This is a genomic window from Nocardioides sp., from assembly GCF_035703625.1.
Lineage (GTDB): Bacteria > Actinomycetota > Actinomycetes > Propionibacteriales > Nocardioidaceae > Nocardioides.
This window is the reverse complement of sequence record NZ_DASSXS010000087.1, coordinates 1-16941: the sequence shown is the minus strand read 5'-3', so window position 1 is coordinate 16941 and position 16941 is coordinate 1. Positions and strand designations below refer to the sequence as shown.

18 protein-coding genes, 1 tRNA gene and 1 pseudogene are annotated in these 16941 nt (G+C 71.0%); 13 read left to right on the top strand and 7 right to left on the bottom strand.

Going from position 1 to position 16941, the window contains the following annotated elements; translation table 11 throughout:
* Positions 1 to 38 precede the first annotated feature (38 nt).
* A complete protein-coding gene (locus tag VFN12_RS04440) occupies positions 39 to 1307 on the top strand; it encodes an aspartate kinase (protein ID WP_325117389.1) in 1269 nt (422 codons plus the stop codon).
* Positions 1307 to 2356: an aspartate-semialdehyde dehydrogenase gene (locus VFN12_RS04435; RefSeq protein WP_325117388.1), complete on the top strand. Its 1050-nt coding sequence runs from the start codon at positions 1307 to 1309 to the stop codon at positions 2354 to 2356. The genes VFN12_RS04440 and VFN12_RS04435 overlap by 1 nt, the downstream gene beginning before the upstream one ends.
* Positions 2357 to 2358: 2 nt before the next feature.
* Here VFN12_RS04435 and VFN12_RS04430 read toward each other — a convergent pair whose 3' ends face one another.
* From VFN12_RS04430 to VFN12_RS04420, 3 genes are all read right to left on the bottom strand, one after another.
* Positions 2359 to 3255: a hypothetical protein gene (locus tag VFN12_RS04430; RefSeq protein ID WP_325117387.1), complete on the bottom strand. Its 897-nt coding sequence runs from the start codon at positions 3253 to 3255 to the stop codon at positions 2359 to 2361.
* A gap of 82 nt (positions 3256 to 3337) precedes the next feature.
* Positions 3338 to 3411: transfer RNA gene (locus tag VFN12_RS04425), tRNA-Pro, on the bottom strand.
* Between the two features lie 108 nt (positions 3412 to 3519).
* Complete coding sequence (locus VFN12_RS04420; protein WP_325117386.1) at positions 3520 to 4443, bottom strand: metallophosphoesterase; 924 nt, start codon at positions 4441 to 4443, stop codon at positions 3520 to 3522.
* A 26-nt stretch (positions 4444 to 4469) separates the two neighbouring features.
* Between VFN12_RS04420 and VFN12_RS04415 the strand changes: the two genes are divergently transcribed.
* Entirely contained in the window at positions 4470 to 4937 is a 468-nt protein-coding gene (locus VFN12_RS04415) for a GatB/YqeY domain-containing protein (RefSeq protein ID WP_325117385.1), read from the top strand.
* Positions 4938 to 5016: 79 nt separating this feature from the next.
* Here VFN12_RS04415 and VFN12_RS04410 read toward each other — a convergent pair whose 3' ends face one another.
* Positions 5017 to 7443 (bottom strand): penicillin-binding protein, encoded by a 2427-nt coding sequence (locus VFN12_RS04410; RefSeq protein ID WP_325117384.1) that lies wholly within the window; start codon positions 7441 to 7443, stop codon positions 5017 to 5019.
* Positions 7444 to 7630: 187 nt separating this feature from the next.
* Here VFN12_RS04410 and VFN12_RS04405 point away from each other — a divergent pair, with 187 nt between their 5' ends.
* Positions 7631 to 7930, top strand: a complete 300-nt coding sequence (locus tag VFN12_RS04405; protein ID WP_325117383.1) for a WhiB family transcriptional regulator — start codon at positions 7631 to 7633, stop codon at positions 7928 to 7930.
* Between the two features lie 3 nt (positions 7931 to 7933).
* Here VFN12_RS04405 and VFN12_RS04400 read toward each other — a convergent pair whose 3' ends face one another.
* Together VFN12_RS04400 and VFN12_RS04395 are read right to left on the bottom strand one after the other, a co-directional pair.
* Positions 7934 to 9148, bottom strand: a complete 1215-nt coding sequence (locus tag VFN12_RS04400; RefSeq protein ID WP_325117382.1) for an ArsA family ATPase — start codon at positions 9146 to 9148, stop codon at positions 7934 to 7936.
* Positions 9145 to 10161 (bottom strand): ArsA family ATPase, encoded by a 1017-nt coding sequence (locus tag VFN12_RS04395; RefSeq protein ID WP_325117381.1) that lies wholly within the window; start codon positions 10159 to 10161, stop codon positions 9145 to 9147. The genes VFN12_RS04400 and VFN12_RS04395 overlap by 4 nt, the downstream gene beginning before the upstream one ends.
* Positions 10162 to 10303: 142 nt before the next feature.
* Here VFN12_RS04395 and VFN12_RS04390 point away from each other — a divergent pair, with 142 nt between their 5' ends.
* The 4 genes from VFN12_RS04390 to VFN12_RS04375 are packed head-to-tail and all read left to right on the top strand — an operon-like array spanning position 10304 to position 13699.
* On the top strand, positions 10304 to 11098 hold the full coding sequence (locus VFN12_RS04390) for a CoA transferase subunit A (protein WP_325117380.1): 795 nt from the start codon (positions 10304 to 10306) through the stop codon (positions 11096 to 11098).
* Positions 11098 to 11724 carry a 3-oxoacid CoA-transferase subunit B gene (locus VFN12_RS04385; protein ID WP_325117379.1) on the top strand — a complete coding sequence of 209 codons (627 nt, stop codon included), beginning with the start codon at positions 11098 to 11100 and terminating at the stop codon, positions 11722 to 11724. The genes VFN12_RS04390 and VFN12_RS04385 overlap by 1 nt, the downstream gene beginning before the upstream one ends.
* Positions 11725 to 11766: 42 nt before the next feature.
* Positions 11767 to 13041, top strand: coding sequence for an Nramp family divalent metal transporter (locus VFN12_RS04380; RefSeq protein ID WP_325117378.1), 1275 nt, complete (start codon positions 11767 to 11769; stop codon positions 13039 to 13041).
* Positions 13042 to 13093: 52 nt separating this feature from the next.
* Complete coding sequence (locus VFN12_RS04375; RefSeq protein WP_325117377.1) at positions 13094 to 13699, top strand: dihydrofolate reductase family protein; 606 nt, start codon at positions 13094 to 13096, stop codon at positions 13697 to 13699.
* On the opposite strand, the gene VFN12_RS04370 is transcribed toward VFN12_RS04375, so the two are convergent.
* Positions 13696 to 14091 (bottom strand): low affinity iron permease family protein, encoded by a 396-nt coding sequence (locus VFN12_RS04370; protein WP_325117376.1) that lies wholly within the window; start codon positions 14089 to 14091, stop codon positions 13696 to 13698. The genes VFN12_RS04375 and VFN12_RS04370 overlap by 4 nt on opposite strands.
* A 44-nt stretch (positions 14092 to 14135) precedes the next feature.
* On the opposite strand from VFN12_RS04370, the gene VFN12_RS04365 reads away from it, so the two are divergent.
* From VFN12_RS04365 to VFN12_RS04345, 5 genes and pseudogenes are all read left to right on the top strand, one after another.
* Positions 14136 to 14294, top strand: coding sequence for a DUF4177 domain-containing protein (locus tag VFN12_RS04365; RefSeq protein ID WP_325117375.1), 159 nt, complete (start codon positions 14136 to 14138; stop codon positions 14292 to 14294).
* Positions 14295 to 14297: 3 nt separating this feature from the next.
* On the top strand, positions 14298 to 14756 hold the full coding sequence (locus tag VFN12_RS04360; RefSeq protein ID WP_325117374.1) for a RidA family protein: 459 nt from the start codon (positions 14298 to 14300) through the stop codon (positions 14754 to 14756).
* Positions 14757 to 14759: 3 nt separating this feature from the next.
* Positions 14760 to 15629: an NUDIX hydrolase gene (locus tag VFN12_RS04355; RefSeq protein WP_325117373.1), complete on the top strand. Its 870-nt coding sequence runs from the start codon at positions 14760 to 14762 to the stop codon at positions 15627 to 15629.
* Entirely contained in the window at positions 15626 to 16432 is an 807-nt protein-coding gene (locus VFN12_RS04350; protein WP_325117372.1) for an MBL fold metallo-hydrolase, read from the top strand. The genes VFN12_RS04355 and VFN12_RS04350 overlap by 4 nt, the downstream gene beginning before the upstream one ends.
* Positions 16433 to 16602: 170 nt before the next feature.
* Positions 16603 to 16941: pseudogene (locus VFN12_RS04345) on the top strand (hypothetical protein); the annotation flags it as partial.

Below are 16941 nucleotides of genomic sequence, written 5' to 3'. Positions count from 1 at the left end.
CGGGCGTCCTGGCCGCCGATCAGCAGAGGTAACTGCCAGTGGGCATTGTCGTGCAGAAGTACGGCGGCTCGTCGGTCGCCGACGCGACCGGAATCAAGCGGGTCGCACAACGCATCGTGGCGACCCGCAAGGCGGGCAACGACGTGGTCGTCGTCGTGTCCGCGATGGGTGACACCACCGACGAGCTGCGCGACCTGGCCGAGCAGGTCACCCCGCTGCCCCCGCCGCGCGAGCTCGACATGCTCCTGACCGCGGGGGAGCGCATCTCGATGGCGCTGCTGGCGATGGCGATCGCCCAGCTCGGTCACCGGGCCCAGTCGTTCACCGGGTCGCAGGCCGGTGTCATCACCGACTCCGCCCACGGCCGGGCGAAGATCATCGACATCACGCCGGGCCGGATCGAGAACGCCATCCGCGCCGGCGCGATCGCGATCGTCGCCGGCTTCCAGGGCGTCTCCCAGGACACCAAGGACGTCACCACGCTCGGTCGCGGCGCCTCCGACACCACCGCCGTCGCCCTCGCGGCCGCGCTGGGAGCCGAGGTGTGCGAGATCTACTCCGACGTCGACGGCGTGTTCACCGCCGACCCGCGGATCGTCCCCACGGCGCGCAAGCTGCACCGCGTCTCCACCGAGGAGATGCTGGAGATGGCGGCGTGCGGGGCCAAGATCCTCCACCTGCGGTGCGTCGAGTACGCCCGCCGCTACGACATGCCCGTCCACGTGCGCTCCTCCTTCAGCCAGAAGGAGGGCACCTGGATCATCCCCACAGCCGAGGGAGAAGAGATGGAACAGGCCATCATCGCCGGCGTCGCCCACGACCGGAGCGAGGCCAAGATCACCGTGGTCGGCGTGCCCGACAAGGTGGGCGAGGCGGCGCGCATCTTCGAGGCGCTGGCCGCGGCCGAGGTGAATCTCGACATGGTCGTCCAGAACGTCTCGGCGGCCGCGACCGGGCTCACCGACATCTCGTTCACGCTGCCCCGCGAGGACGGCCAGACGGCGATGGGCGCGCTGGCCCGGATCCGGGACGAGGTCGGCTACGACAAGCTGCTCTACGACGACCAGATCGGCAAGGTGTCGCTGGTCGGTGCCGGCATGCGGTCCCACCCGGGCATCACCGCCCGCTTCTTCGCCGGCCTCGCCTCCGCGGGCGTCAACATCGAGATGATCTCCACCTCCGAGATCCGGATCTCGGTGATCGTCGACGAGGCCCAGATCAACGACGCGGTCCAGGCCACCCACACCGCTTTCGAGCTCGACGCGTCCGAGGTCGAGGCGGTCGTCTACGGCGGGACCGGCCGCTGATGGGCCTCACCATCGGGATCGTCGGCGCCACCGGGCAGGTGGGCGTCGCCATGCGACAGATCCTCGCCGAGCGGGCGTTCCCCGCCGACGAGGTGCGCTTCTTCGCCTCCGCGCGTTCGGCCGGCACCACCCTGCCGTTCGCCGGTCCCCAGGGTCGGCAGAGCATCACCGTGGAGGACGCTGCGACCGCTGACCCGGCCGGGCTCGACATCGCGCTGTTCTCCGCCGGGGCGTCCACCTCGCGGGAGCTGGCGCCCCGCTTCGCGGAGGCCGGGGCCGTGGTGGTCGACAACTCCTCGGCCTTCCGGATGGATCCCGACGTCCCGCTCGTCGTCTCCGAGGTCAACCCCGAGATGATCCGCGAGGCCCGCAAGGGGATCATCGCCAACCCCAACTGCACCACCATGGCCGCGATGCCGGTCCTCAAGCCGCTGCACGACGCGGCGGGTCTGGTGCGGCTGGTCGCGTCGACGTACCAGGCGGTGTCGGGGTCCGGCGTCGCCGGCGTCGACGAGCTGGCCGCCCAGCTCGCGGCTGCCGGCGACAAGGCCCGCGAGCTGGCCTACGACGGCGAGGCCGTGGCGTTCCCGGAGCCGGTGAAGTACGCGCGGACGATCGCCCACAACATCCTGCCGATGGCCGGCTCGATCGTCGACGACGGGCTCGGCGAGACCGACGAGGAGCAGAAGCTCCGCAACGAGTCCCGGAAGATCCTCGGGATCCCAGACCTGGCGGTCTCGGGCATCTGTGTCCGGGTGCCGGTCTTCACCGGCCACTCTTTGGCGATCAACGCCGAGTTCGCGCAGCCGATGCCGGTCGCGCGGGCACGGGAGCTGCTCGCCGGCGCGCCGGGCGTCGAGCTGTCCGACATCCCCACTCCGCTGCAGGCCGCGGGCAAGGACCCCTCCTACGTCGGCCGGCTGCGCCAGGACCCCGGCGTCGACGACGACCGGGGCCTGGCCCTGTTCGTGAGCAACGACAACCTGCGCAAGGGCGCTGCCCTCAACACGGTGCAGATCGCCGAGCTGGTCGCCGCAAGTCTGCGCTGAGGTCAGTCGCGGCCGCTGTCGACGAACGACGACGTGACCCAGGCCGACAGGGTGTAGGTCAGGAGCGTCACACACGGGATGACGATGATCATCCACCAGTTGAAGAGCAGGTCGACGAGGAACAGCAGCACGACCACCGTCAGCAGCCCGATGGCGAGGAAGCTGGTGCTGCCGGCGTCGTCGACATCGAAGAAGCGCAGCAGTCCGGCGCCGAGGAAGATCATCGCCACCAGGATCAGGAGCAGCAGGAAGAGACCTGTCCCCCCGCAGGAGGACGCGCCCCGGACCAGCTCGCAGAGCTTCAGCGAGCCCCAGGTCAGCCCCACCGTGGCCGCCCCGACCAGGATTCCCGTCACGATCGCGCCCGGGATGGTCCCGATGCGCATGCGGCGCGCCTCTCGAGGCCGTTTCCGCCCGCCGACCTCGGGTTCTGACTCCTCGCGCTCCGCCGGCGCGGCAACGGTGGTCGCGGCCGGCGGCGCCTCGTCGGCGAAGAGCGCCTGCGAGGTCGTCTCGTCGTGTGCGGCCGGCGGCGCTGCGGGAGCCTCCCGGGTGACCGGCACGGTCTCGGTCTCGGCGACGGGTTCCGGCTCGGTCACGGGCTGCGGTTGGGCGACGGGTTCCGGCTCGGCGACGGGCTCCGGTTGGGCGACGGGCTCCGGCTCCGCCACGGGCTGCGGTTGGGCGACGGGTTCTGGTTGGGCGGCCGGCTCGGGTTCGGTGACGGGCTCCGGCTCCGCTACCGGGGTGGGCTCAGGCTCGAGGGTGGGCTCGGGCGTCGGCTCCGGCGGGGGAGCCGGCTGCGGCGCGGCAGCCCGGTCCTTCTTCTTGCCGCGCTTGCGCTTGAAACCGAACGACGGGAGCTCCAGCGACGGCCCGTCACGATCCTCGTCTGCCATGGCTCGAAGTCTGCCAGAACGGCGCCGCAAGGCACCGGGAACGACCGAGCGCGCCGACCCGAAGATCGACGCGCTCAGAGGGTCGGGCTGACAGGATTTGAACCTGCGGCCTCCTCGTCCCGAACGAGGCGCGCTACCAAGCTGCGCCACAGCCCGAAAGTGCCCTGGGCTCGACGCCGACCGATTTAGGCCGGGCACCACCGCCAGGGCACGGCCACCATACCGGAGCGCTCGGGCCCCGCTCCAATCGCGTCGGCGTCGGGCTCAGCCGCGGGAGGAGAGGGTCAGCAGGGTCGCCTCGGGGCGGCAGGCCACCCGCACCTGGGCGTAGGGGCTCGTGCCGAGCCCGGCCGAGACGTGCAGCCACGCGGAGCCCGGTTCACCGGGCCGCGACCGGGCAGGGTGACGATGCAGGCCCTTGGCCCTGGCCGGGTCGAGGTCGCAGTTGGTGGTCAGCGCACCCACGCCGGGCACACACACCTGCCCGCCGTGCGTGTGGCCGGCCAGGATCGCGTCGTACCCGTCGACGGCGAACTGGTCCAGCACCCGCAGGTACGGCGCGTGGGCGACGCCGAGCCGCACGTCGGCGCCGGCGTCGGCGGGGCCGGCCACGTCCTCGAGCCGGTCGTAGCGCAGGTGCGGGTCGTCGACGCCCGCGAACGAGAAGGTCGTCGCGCCCACCTTCAGGGAAGCGTGGCGGTTGGTGAGGTCGAGCCACCCGGCGTCGGTGAAGACGTCCCTGAGCTCCCGCCAGGGCAGCAGGCTGCTGTTGGTGTGCCGCTTGCCGTTGTCGGGGAGCAGGTAGCGCAGCGGGTTGCGCAACGTGGGCGAGTAGTAGTCGTTGGAGCCGAACACGAAGACGCCGGGGACGTCGAGCAGCGGTCCCAGGGCGTCGCGCAACCGGGGGACGGAGTCGCGGTGGGCGATGTTGTCACCGGTGTTGACGACCAGGTCCGGCTCGCAGGCGTGGAGCCCGGCCAGCCAGTCCTGCTTGCGCCGCTGTCCGGGGGTGAGGTGGATGTCGCTCAGGTGCAGCACGCGCAGGCTGGGCTGCCCCGGCGGCAGGACGGGCAGGTCCACCTCGCGGAGCCGGAACGACCGGGTCTCCCAGACGGCGTACGCCGTGAGCCCGGCTCCGGCTGCCACTCCACCCGCTGCGAGCGCACGTGCGATGCGGGGGAGGACCATGCCGCAAGGCTGCCACAATGACGCGCATGAGTGCTCTCAAGGACCGTCTCCGTTCCGACCTGACCGCCGCCATCAAGGCGCGGGAGGAGATCAGGTCGTCGACCCTGCGCATGGTGCTGTCGGCGATCACCAACGCGGAGGTGGCGGGCAAGGAGGCCCGCGAGCTCAGCGACGACGACATCGTGGGCGTGCTCTCCACCGAGGCCAAGAAGCGCCGGGAGGCCTCGGCGGCGTTCGACGACGGTGGACGTCCCGAGATGGCCGAGCGCGAGCGCGCCGAGGCCGCAGTGATCGCCGACTACCTCCCCGAGCCCCTGACCGAGTCGGAGATCGAGGCGATCGTCACCGACGCCATCGCACGCACCGGGGCCGAGGGCGAGGGCATGCGGGCCATGGGCAAGGTGATGGGAGCGGTCCAGCCCCAGGTCAAGGGGCGTGCGGACGGCGCGGCGGTCGCCGCAGTGGTGCGCGGCCAGCTGGGGGCTGGTTCCTGAGGCGACGTACCGGGAGGGCCCTCAAGGCTCGTCCCTGAGCGAGGGCCGCCTCGCTGTGCTGCGCCCGGCGGGCGTTGCCTCAGCCGTTGCCCCGGCCGTTGCCGTTGCCCCCGCCGTTGCCGTTGCCAGGGCGGTCACCTCCGCCGCCGCCGCCTCCGCCGTCGCCGCCTCCGCCGTCGCCGCCGCCGTCGCCGTCACCACCGCCGGAGGGGGGCGGGGGTGGTGCGGGCACGTAGCCGATCGAGGGGTAGATGGTCACCACGTCGCCCTTGGAGGCGATGTCGTCGGCCCCGGGACTGGTGTAGGCGACCGTGCCGGCGGGGTAGTTGGAGTACACCTCGTCGCTGGCGACCAGGACCAGGAAGCCCGCGCTCTCGAGCTGCTGCCTCGCGGAGGAGACGCTCATGCCGTAGGTGTCGGGCACGGAGGACGGCTCGCCCTCGAGCTGTGACAGGGACGGCGGGGTGAACGTCGCGTCGTCGAGCCACTGCTCGATCACGCGCATCGCGTCTCCCCACATGGGACCGGCGATGCCGGACCCGGAGGCGCTGGCGATGTAGGAGCCGCCCACGGTCTGGCCGGCCAGCGGGATCGGCTGCCCCAGCTGGTTGGCACCGGCGATCATCGCCGCCGTCGCGAGGTTCGGGGTGTAGCCGACGAACCACACGGACTTGCCGTCCTGGGTGGTGCCCGTCTTGCCGGCGTCCGGCTGGACCGTCGAGATGGCGGCGCCGAAGCCGTCGGGGGCCATGACGCCCTTGAGGATGTCGTTGACGGTGTTGGCGACGTTCGACTCCAGCACCTGGGTGCACCGCGTGGGGTACTCCTTGAGCAGGTGTCCGGCGGAGTCCTCGATGGCGGTCACCGGGCGGGACGTGCAGTGCTTGCCCTGGGCGGCGAAGGTGGCGTAGGCCTCGGCCATCTCCAGCGGGCTCGTGTTGACGACGCCCAGCGTGAACGACGGGACACGCTCGCGCTCCGGGTCGGTGAGGTCGATGCCCATGCTCTTGGCCAGCTCGTAGGGCTCGCACAGCCCGGTCAGCAGCTCGAGGTTGGCGTAGAAGGTGTTCACCGACAGCTGGGTGCCGGAGTAGAGGTCGAAGGTGCCGCCGCGGCCGTCGTAGTTCTGCGGGTCCCAGACGGCGGTGCTGGTGTACGGCCCGTCGCAGGTGCGGTAGTCGTTCATCGGGATGAACTCCTGCGAGGGCACGCTCATCGTCGTGTTCGGGTCGATCCCCTTCTTGAGAGCCGTGGCCAGGACGAAGGCCTTGAAGGTCGAGCCCGCCTGGAAGCCGCCGGAGTCGCCGTACTTGGTGGGCACGACGTAGTTCAGGTAGGTCTGGCCCTTCGCCTTCTCCCGACCCATCGGCCGCGACTGGGCGAGGGCCTTCACGTTGCCGGTGCCGGGCTCGACCATGGCGAGGCCACCGAGCGCCTGGTCGGTCGGGTAGACGTGGCTGCGGACCGATCGGTCAGCGGCCGCCTGGTAGCGCAGGTCGATCGTGGTCCGGATGGTGAGGCCCCCGGACCGGATCAGCTTCATGCGCTCCTCGGGGGTCTTGCCGAGCGACGGGTCCTCCTTCAGGACGTTGAGGACGTAGTCGCAGAAGAACGGGGCCCGCGAGTAGACGCAGCCGTTCTGGGCGGGCTGGACGTCGAGACCGAGGTTCGCCTCCTTGACCTTGGCTGCCTTGGCCTGGCTGACGACGTTGAGCTCGGCCATCCGGTTGAGGACGACGTTGCGGCGGCGCTTCGCCTCGACCGGGGAGTTGGTCGGGTCGTAGCCGGAGGGGTTCTTGACCAGGCCGGCCAGCAGCGCGGACTCGCGGAGGTCGAGGTCCTTGGCGTTCTTGTTGAAGTAGTGGCGGGCCGCCGCCTGTACGCCGAAGGCCCCGTCGCCGAAGTAGGCGAGATTGAGGTACTGCTCGAGGATCCAGTCCTTGGAGTAGTTCTCCTCGAAGGCGATGGCGTAGCGCAGCTCGCGGATCTTGCGGGCGTAGGTGTCGTCGGTGGCGGCCTCGCGCTCGGCCTTGGTGTTGGCCTGGCTGACCAGGGTCAGCTTCACCATCTGCTGGGTGATGGACGAGCCGCCCTGGACCGTGGCGTCGCTCGCCTGGTTGGTGATCAGCGCCCGCAGCGTGCCCTTGAGGTCGAGGGCGCCGTGCTCGTAGAAGCGCGAGTCCTCGATGGAGACGATGGACTTGACCATCGTCCGGGAGATCTGGGACAGCGGGACATTGATGCGGTTCTCGTCATAGATCGCCGCGATGACGTTACCGTTGGCATCGATGATCCGGGTCTTCTGCGGGAGCGCCTCGGTCTCGAGCTCGGTCGGGAGGTTGTCCATGCCACGGGCGACGTCCTTGGCCGCGAGTCCGATCACCCCCGCGAAGGGGATGGCGAGCCCGGCCACGACGACGCCGAGCACGACGGCCACCGCGGCCATGACCCCGAGGTGGGACAGCACGCGGTCGGTCGGCAGGCGCTCGTCGGGAGGCACGGACATGCCCCCCAATGTACGTGAGCGGGTGGCCCCGGGCCCATTCGTGACGCCTGGTGACTAGTCATTCCGGACTACGTGATTTGGGCTGAACGGATCTGTTGGTGGAGTAGTTGACGAATCTACCTTTCTCTCGGGGAAAGGGATGGCGCCAAGGTGCGTCACCGACAATCGGACGGATGGGGACGTCAACATGTGGGTAGAGAACTGGGCACCGTCGGCGGCATGCCGACAGGCGTCGCCGGACCAGCTGTTCGTGCGGGGTGCCGAGCAGAACAAGGCCAAGCAGCTGTGCGCGGGTTGCCCCGTGCGCACCGAGTGCCTCGCGGAGGCTCTGGACAACCAGATCGAGTGGGGCGTCTGGGGCGGGATGACCGAGCGTGAGCGTCGGGCACTCCTCCGCCGGAGGCCGACCGCCTCCTGGCGTGCTGTGCTCGAGGCGGCGCGTGAGCAGGAGACCAACGGCGCGAAGCGGGTCGCCGCGACCGTCTGAGGGTCACCCCTCGGCCAGCAGCTGTCCCACCCGGCGCAGGCCGGTCAGGTCGTGCACGTCGCCCGCCAGCGCCGGCACCACCGCGGTCGGAACCTTGGGGTGGGCGGCGGCAAAGCGCTCGCGCAGCCGGGCCTCGCGCTCGACCAGCCGTGTGCGGTCCGCGTGCAGCCGGAGCAGGCCTCCGGACAGGGTCCCCTCGCCCAGCTTCGCCAGCCGGGCCGCCGCGGCCATCGCCTCGTCCGCTGACAGGTCCCCGACCGGCGCGGGACTGGCGCGGTTGACCACGAGGCCCGCCAGCGGCATCCGGTCCTCGCTGAGCCGCTCCACGAAGTACGCCGCCTCGCGCAGCGCGTCGCGCTCCGGTGCGGCCACGACCAGGAACGCCGTGCCCTCCGCCTGCAGCAGCTCGAACGTCTTCTGGGCACGCTGGCGGAACCCCCCGAAGAGGGTGTCGAACGCGGTGACGAAGGTCTGCATGTCCCGCAGCACCTGCGCGCCCAGGATCTTGGTCAGGGCGTTGGTGATCAGCCCGACCCCCGCGGTCATCATCCGCGCGGGGCCGCGCGCCGGGGCCAGCAGCAGCCGGATGAACCGGCCGTCGAGGAAGCTCGAGAGGCGCTCGGGCGCGTCGAGGAAGTCGAGGGCGGAGCGCGACGGCGGAGTGTCCACCACGATCAGGTCGTAGCTGCCGTCCTGCCGGGACTGCTGGTGGATCTGGCCCAGCTTCTCCATCGCCATGTACTCCTGGGTCCCGGCGAAGGAGCTCGACAGGGCGATGTAGAACGGGTTCTCCAGGATCTGCTTCGCCTTCTCCGGGGTGGCCTGGCTCTCCACCACCTCGTCGAAGGTGCGCTTCATGTCCAGCATCATCGCGTCCATCCGCGGGGCACCCTCCCGGTCGCCGGACGCGGCGTCGGACCAGGCGAGTCCCTCGACCGGCCGGGGGGTGTTGTCGAGCGCCTCGATGCCCATCGACTGCGCCAGCCTCCGGGCCGGGTCGATGGTGAGGACCACGACGCGGCGGCCGCGCTCGGCCGCCCGGAGGCCCAGGGCCGCGGAGGTGGTGGTCTTTCCGACCCCGCCGGAGCCGCAGCACACGATGATGCCGGTCCCCGGGTCGTCGATCAGGGCGTCGACATCGAGGTCGGGCGCCGTCGACGCGGGGGCGGCCAGCGGGCCGAAGCGGGTCTGCGACCGGCTGCGCGGGGCACTCTTCATGCCATCCCCTGGCTCTTCAGCTCCGCGGCCAGCTCGTACAGGCCGCCGAGGTCCGCGCCGCCGGCCAGGCGCGGCAGCTCGCAGGTCGGTACGTCGAAGCCGCTGACCAGCTGTCGCTGGGCGTCCTCGAGGGCACGCCGCTCCGCGTGGTCCCGGGCCTCGGCGAGCAGCCCGGTGACCACCTCGTCGCCGGCCTCGATGCCGGCCGACTTCAGGTCTGCCACCAGCCCCTCGACCTCGACCTGGTCGTTGCGGATCGACTCGAGGGCAGCCTGGTCGAGATCGCGGGGCCGGACCTGGTTGACGACGACGCCGCCGACGGGCAGGCGGGCCTCGCGCAGCTCGGCGATGGCGTCGGCGGTCTCCTGCACCGGCATCTCCTCCAGCACGGTGACCAGGTGGACGGCCGTCCGCTTCGACCGGAACAACGTCATCACCGTGTCGGCCTGCGACTTGATCGGGCCCATCTTCGCCAGGCCCGCCAGCTCGCTGTTCACCCCGAGGAACTGGACGATCCGCCCGGTCGGGGGCGCGTCCAGCACGACCGCGTCGTACTGGCGGGTGTTCTTGCCGCGCCGGTCCTGCTTGGCGGCCTCGAAGACCTTGCCGGTGAGGAGCACGTCGCGGACACCCGGTGCGATGGTGGTGGCGAACTCGATCACGCCGAAGCGGTCGAGCGCGCGCCCGGCGCGCCCGAGCTTGTAGTACATCGCGAGGTACTCGAGCAGCGCGGACTCCGCGTCGATGTGCAGCGCGTAGACGTTGCCGGGGGTCTTGTCGTCGCCGGTGAGGCCGGCGGCGATCCGGCGCTCCTCGTAGGGGAGCTGGTCGACGTCGAACATCCGCGCGATCCCCTGGCGCCCCTCGACCTCGCACAGGAGGACGTTCTTGCCGTGGGAGGCCAGCGCCAGGGACAGCGCGGCCGCCACGGTCGACTTGCCCGTGCCCCCCTTGCCGGTGACGACGTGCAGCTTCACGCGCGGCCAGTCGGAGCGGGTCTGTGGTTCGCTCACGGTTGGAGCCTAGTGGGGGAGCCAGTGTGCGTGGACCGCAGTGTGTGGACCGGACACATACGGCGGGGGTGCCGCCGTGGCTAGGGTGGGGCCCGGTGCCGCGAAGCATCGCGGTCCGAGCCAGAGTGCGGGAGGACGTTCGGTGGACAAGGTCGTGGCCAGTGCGGCCGATGCGGTGGCAGACATCGAGGACGGAGCGACCCTCTCGGTCGGCGGATTCGGCCTCTGCGGGATCCCGTCGGTCCTGATCGAGGCGCTCCTCGAGCGCGGCGCGACCGACCTCGAGGCGGTGAGCAACAACTGCGGCGTCGACGACTGGGGTCTGGGCCGGCTGCTCATGGCGAAGCGGCTGCGCCGGATGATCTCGTCGTACGTCGGCGAGAACAAGGAGTTCGCCCGGCAGTACCTCCACGGCGAGCTCGAGGTCGAGCTCACGCCCCAGGGGACGCTCGCCGAGCGGATGCGGGCGGGCGGCTCGGGGATCCCGGCCTTCTTCACCGCGACCGGGGGCGGCACCCAGGTCGCCGAGGGCGGACTCCCGTGGAGGTACGACACGGAGGGCAACGTCGTGGTCTCCTCCCCGGCCAAGGAGACCCGCGACTTCGGTGGGCGAGAGTACGTCCTCGAGGAGGCGATCGTCGCCGACTTCGGCCTGGTGCGGGCCTGGAAGGGCGACCGCCACGGCAACCTCGTCTACCGCGACTCGGCGCGCAACTTCAATCCGCTGGCGGCCATGTGCGGGAAGGTGACCATCGCGGAGGTCGAGCATCTCGTGGAGCCCGGTGAGCTGGACCCGAACGACGTGCACACGCCCGGGGTGTTCGTGCAGCGCGTGGTCGCGCTGACCCCCGAGCAGGCAGCCGACAAGCGGATCGAGCGCAGGACGGTGCGACCCCGGCCCGGGGCGCCCGCGGAGACCCGGGAGGGTGACGTCTGATGAGCTGGTCCCGTGAGGAGATGGCCGCCCGGGCGGCCGCGGAGCTGACCGACGGCTCCTACGTCAACCTCGGCATCGGCCTGCCGACGCTGGTGCCGAACTACGTCGCCGACGACGTCGAGCTGGTCCTGCAGTCGGAGAACGGCATCCTCGGCGTCGGGGCGTACCCGATCGACGGCGAGGAGGACCCGGACCTGATCAACGCCGGCAAGGAGACCGTCACCCTGCGCAAGGGGGCGTCGTTCTTCGACTCGGCCACGTCGTTCGGGATGATCCGCGGCGGCAAGATCGACGCCGCCATCCTCGGCGCCATGCAGGTCTCGGCGGCGGGCGACATCGCCAACTGGATGATCCCCGGCAAGATGGTCAAGGGGATGGGCGGCGCGATGGACCTCGTCCACGGCGCCAAGCGGGTGATCGTGCTGATGGAGCACGTCGCGCGCGACGGCTCCTACAAGATCGTCGACGAGTGCTCCCTGCCCTACACCGGCCGGGCCGTCGTCCAGCGGATCATCACCGACCTGGCGGTCCTCGACGTCACGCCCGGGGGCCTGAAGCTGGTCGAGCTGGCGCCGGGGGTCACGGAGGAGGAAGTGCGGGAGAAGACGGAGCCGGAGCTCGTCTGAGAAGGTGCACGATGGGTCGATGAGTCACCTCGGGAGGCATTCATGACGACCGACCAGGAGCAGCAGCAGGAGGCGGAGCGGCCGCCGAAGTGGCGGGTGATCGGGCCGGGCCTGGTCGTCGCCGCGACCGGTGTGGGCGCGGCCGACCTGGTGGCCACGCTGGTCGCCGGAGCGAAGTTCGGGTACACCCTGTTGTGGGTGGCCGTGCTCGGTGCGGTGATCAAGCTGGTGCTCGTCGAGGGTGCGGGACGCTTCTCGCTCAGCTCGGGGCGGACGATCTTCGAGGGCTGGCGCAGCATCGGTCGCTGGACGACCTGGTACTTCGCGCCGTACATCGTGATCTGGGGCCTGGTCTACGGCGCGACCGCGATGTCCTCGTCCGCGCTGCCCGTGGTGGCGCTCTTCCCCGACCTCTCGTTGCGCTGGGTAGCGGTGGCCTTCGGCCTCGCCGGACTGGCGATGGTGTGGTTCGGCTCCTACGTCACCTTCGAGCGGATCACGGTGGCGCTCGTGGGAGTCATGTTCGTGTCGATCGTCGGCGCGGCCGTGCTCACGGTGCCCAACCTCGGCGAGATCGCCCTGGGGCTGCGCCCGATCGTCCCGGACGACTCGTTGCTCAACGTGCTCGCCCTGGCCGGCGGGGTCGGCGGCACGATCACCCTCGCCGCCTACGGCTACTGGTTGCGCGAGAAGGGCTGGTCGACGCCTCGCTTCATGAAGATCATGCGGATCGACAACTCCGTCGCCTACGCCGTGACGGGGATCTTCGTCGTGGCGATGCTGATCGTCGGCGCCGAGCTCTTCTACTCCGCCAACATCGCGGTGGCCACGGATGACCAGGCGCTGCTGCAGGTCTCCAGCGTGCTCGCGGAGCGGTACGGCGAGAGCTTCCGCTACCTGTTCCTCGTGGGCTTCTGGGCGGCCTCGTTCACGTCCCTCATCGGGGTGTGGAGCGGGGTGAGCCTGATGTTCGCCGACTTCGTCGGCAACCTCCGCGACCTGCCGTCCGGTCACGAGGACACCCGCACCGGGGGCCGCTACTTCAAGATCTACCTGCTGTGGCTGACCTTCCCGCCGATGCTGCTGCTCCTGCTGGACGAGCCGGTGGGGCTGATCCTCGCCTACGGGGCCCTGGGCGCGATCTTCATGCCGTTCCTGGCGATCACGCTGCTGGTGCTGCTCAACCGCCGCGACGACCTCGTCCCGGCGAAGTGGCGCAACGGCTGGTTGTCGAACTCGCTGATGGCGCTCTGCGCGGTGCTGTTCCTCGCCCTGGCCGTCAACGAGCTGCGCGGTCTGCTGACGCCGTACTTCTGACGCCGATGCCCGTCGCCGATGAGTCCGGGCGCCGACGCCGGTCGGTCCTCACATGAGCAAGGTCATCGCTTCGATCACGACATCGCTCGACGGGTACGTCGTCGGCCCGGACGACCGCGCAGGCCAGGGGCTCGGCCGCGGCGGCGAGCGCCTTCACTACTGGGTCATGGGGGGCCCGTGGACCTACGACGACGACGGCCGTGACGCCGAGGGCATGCACGGGGCCGACAAGGAGTACTTCGACAGCCTCACCGAGGGCCTGGGCTGCGCGATCGTCGGGCGCACCATGTACGAGGCCGCCGGGGCGTGGGGCGGGACGAACCCGTTCCCGGGGACGCTGATCGTGCTCACCCACCGGGTGGAGGACCAACCCGACCCCGGCACGGGGTTCCTCTTCGTCGACGGCTTCGACGCGGCGCTCGACACGGCGCGGGAGCTCGCGGGCGAGGGCGCGCTGGCGCTCGGAGGCGGCGCGGACCTGATCCGTCAGGGGCTCGAGGCCGGGGTCGTCGACGAGCTGGCCATCTCGACCGCGCCCGTCGTGCTGGGCGGGGGGAAACGGCTGTTCGAGGGCTTCGAGCGGGACCTCGACCTGCGGGTGCTCGGGGTGTGGAGCTCGCCGTACGCCACCCACGTGCGGTACGCCGTCGGGCGCTAGTGCCGCTCCTCCAGGCCGACCGCCTCCCGGAGCCTCTCGACCGACTCCGTGAGGTGGGGGTCGTCGGCCGCGCGTGACTCCATCAGGTCGGACAGGGCCTCGGCCACCACGTTCAGCTTCTCCTGGATCGCCTCCTGGCTGCGGCGCCCGGCATTCTCGAGCAGGACCAGGAGCAGGAGGGAGAGGATGGCCGACCCGGTGTGCAGGGCGAGCTCCCACTTGGTGGTGCTCGACCAGAGCGGGTAGCTGGCCGCCCACAGCACGAGAGCGACCACGATGACGGCGAAGAACGGGCCGCGGCTCACGAGCTGGTTGGCCGCCTCCACGAATCTCTCGAACGGGTCCCGACCGTCGTCCTTCTTGCGGTCCTCGGCTGCTTCGGTCCTGTCCACTCCGCCACCGTAGTGCCGGGACGGCGATGGGTAGAGTCCCCGACATGACCAAGTGGGAGTACCTGACCGCGCCGATCCTGACGCACACCGCCAAGCAGATCCTCGACAACTTCGGCTCCGAGGGCTGGGAGCTGGTGCAGATCGCACCGGGGATGAACCCGGAGAACCTCGTGGGCTACTTCAAGCGGCCCCTGGAGGGCTGAGGCATGCCTCATCCCGAGGAACGGCTCTCCGAGCTGGGGCTCTCGGTCCCCGAGGTGCCCAAGCCGGTGGCCGTCTACGTCCCCGCCGTGCGATCGGGCAACCTGGTCTTCACCTCCGGGCAGCTGCCCATGCGCTCCGGCGAGCTGATGCAGACCGGCAAGGTCGGGGGCGACGTCAGTCCGGACGAGGCGGTCGAGTGTGCCCGCCAGTGCGCCCTCAACGCGATCGCCGCGGTCAAGGCCGAGCTCGGTGACCTGGAGCTGGTCAAGCGGGTCGTGAAGGTCGTCGTGTTCGTCGCGTCCACGCCCGACTTCACCGGCCAGCCGCAGGTCGCCAACGGCGCCTCGGAGCTGTTCGGGTCGGCGTTCGCCGACGCCGGCGTACACGCGCGGTCGGCCGTCGGGGTGCCGGTCCTGCCGCTGGACGCGCCGGTCGAGGTCGAGCTGGTCGTGGAGTTCTGAGCGGTGCTGCGGATCCCGCTGCCGCCGCACCTCGTCGAGCAGGCGAAGGAGTACGCCGACGGCACCCGGCAGCCCGCCGAGCCGCGTGATGCCGCCACCGTCGTACTGCTGCGGGGGTCGCCGCCGGACTCCACCGCCGGACCTGCGATCTACCTGCTGCGGCGCCAGTCGTCGATGGCGTTCGCGGGGGGTATGTGCGTCTTCCCCGGCGGCGGGGTCGACCGCCGCGACTTCGACGCCGGCGTCGCGTGGGCCGGTCCGCCGCCCGCCGACTGGGCTGCCCGGCTCGGGGTGGACGAGGCCGAGGCGCGGGCCCTGGTCTGCGCCGCCGTGCGGGAGACGTTCGAGGAGTCCGGCGTGCTGCTGGCCGGCGCCTCGCCCGACGAGGTCGTCGCCGACACCACGGGTGAGGACTGGGAGGCCGACCGCGTGGCGCTGGAGTCCCGCGAGCTCGCGATGTCGGACTTCTGCTCGCGGCGTGGGCTGGTGCTGCGCAGCGACCTGCTCGGAGTCTGGGCGGGGTGGCAGACGCCGGTCTTCGAGCCGCGCCGTTACCGGACCTGGTTCTTCGTCGCCTCGCTGCCCGAGGGGCAGCGCACCCGTGACGTCTCCTCGGAGTCGTCGTCGGTCACCTGGATGCCGGCCCTGGACGCCGTGCAGGCCGTCGACGACGGCGAGCTGATGATGATGCCGCCGACGTACCTCACCTGCCTCGAGGTCGGCCAGCACACCGACCCCGCGGCCGTGCTGGCTGCCGCCTCCGGTCGCAGCATCGACATGTTCACGCCCGAGGTGACCGGCGAGGCGGACTCGGCGACCCTCTCGATGCCGGACCGGCTCCGGCCCCTGGTCGAGGAGCGGCTCGGGCGATGACGTGGCAGGGCGGAACCTTCGGCTCACGCGGGGAGTGCGTGCTGGCTCCCAACGCGAGCGTGATGACGCTCGACGGCACCAACACCTGGGTGCTGCGTGAGCCGGACTCGTCGCGTTCGGTGGTGGTGGACCCCGGGCCGTCGATCCTCTCCCACCTCGACGCGGTCGAGTCGGCGGCCGGCGAGGTCGCGGTCGTGCTGCTCACGCACCACCACGCCGACCATGCCGAGGCGGCGCGTGAGTTCGCCGAGCGGGTGGGGTGCGGCGTACGTGCCCTGGACCCGGCGTACCGGCTGGGGTCGGAGGGCCTGACCGAGGGCGACGTGGTGGCGGTCGACGGCCTGGAGATCCGCGTCGTCGCGACGCCGGGGCACTCCTCCGACTCGCTGTCCTTCGTGCTGCCCGCGGAGGGTGCCTGCCTCACCGGGGACACCGTGCTCGGGCGGGGCACGACCGTGGTCGCCCACCCGGACGGGCAGCTGGGGGCCTACCTCGACTCGCTCGACCGGCTGCACGCGCTGGCGGCCGAGCAGGCGATCACGACCATCTGGCCCGGCCACGGCCCGGTCATCGACGACGCCCTCGGCGCCCTGGACTACTACCGGTCGCACCGCCAGGAGCGCCTCGAACAGGTCGAGGCGGCCGTCGCCACGCTCCGGGACGCACCCCATCCCGAGGGCATCGCCGTCGACGAGCTCCCCCGGCGGGTCGTGGAGATCGTGTACGCCGACGTCGACCCGGTCCTCTGGGGAGCCGCCGAGCTCTCCGTCCGCGCCCAGCTCGCCTACCTCCAGACTCGTTGAATCGGGGATTCCCGCTCCTCGAGTGGGGGTTTTCCGACCCTTGAGTCGGGGCGTGCCGCTCGCCTGCGGGGGAGTTGTCCACAGGCGTCGAAACGTCGTGCTTGCGGACGGTGCTCTGCGGAGAGCGTCAGGACATGCATATCGACACGTTTCCGACGGAGCCATTCACGATGTCGGCGGCCAGGGATCGTGGGATCTCCTCGACCAAGGTACGCCGCGCCGTACGGCAGCGCCTGCTGGTGCAGGTGCTGAGGGGCGTCTACCTGCGGTCCGACGTCGAGCTCACCACCGAGGTCAAGCTGACGGCGGCGGCGCGGGTGATCAGCGCGCACAGCGTCGCCTGTGACCGGACCGCCGCCTGGATCTGGGGCGTCGGGGTCTTCGAGTACGGCGAGCTCGACGCCACACCTCCCCTGGAGACCTATGTACTGCGCGGCCACACCCCGATCGAGCGTCCTGAGGTCCGAGGCGGCACGCGTGACCTGATGCCCGAGGACTGGGTGGAGATC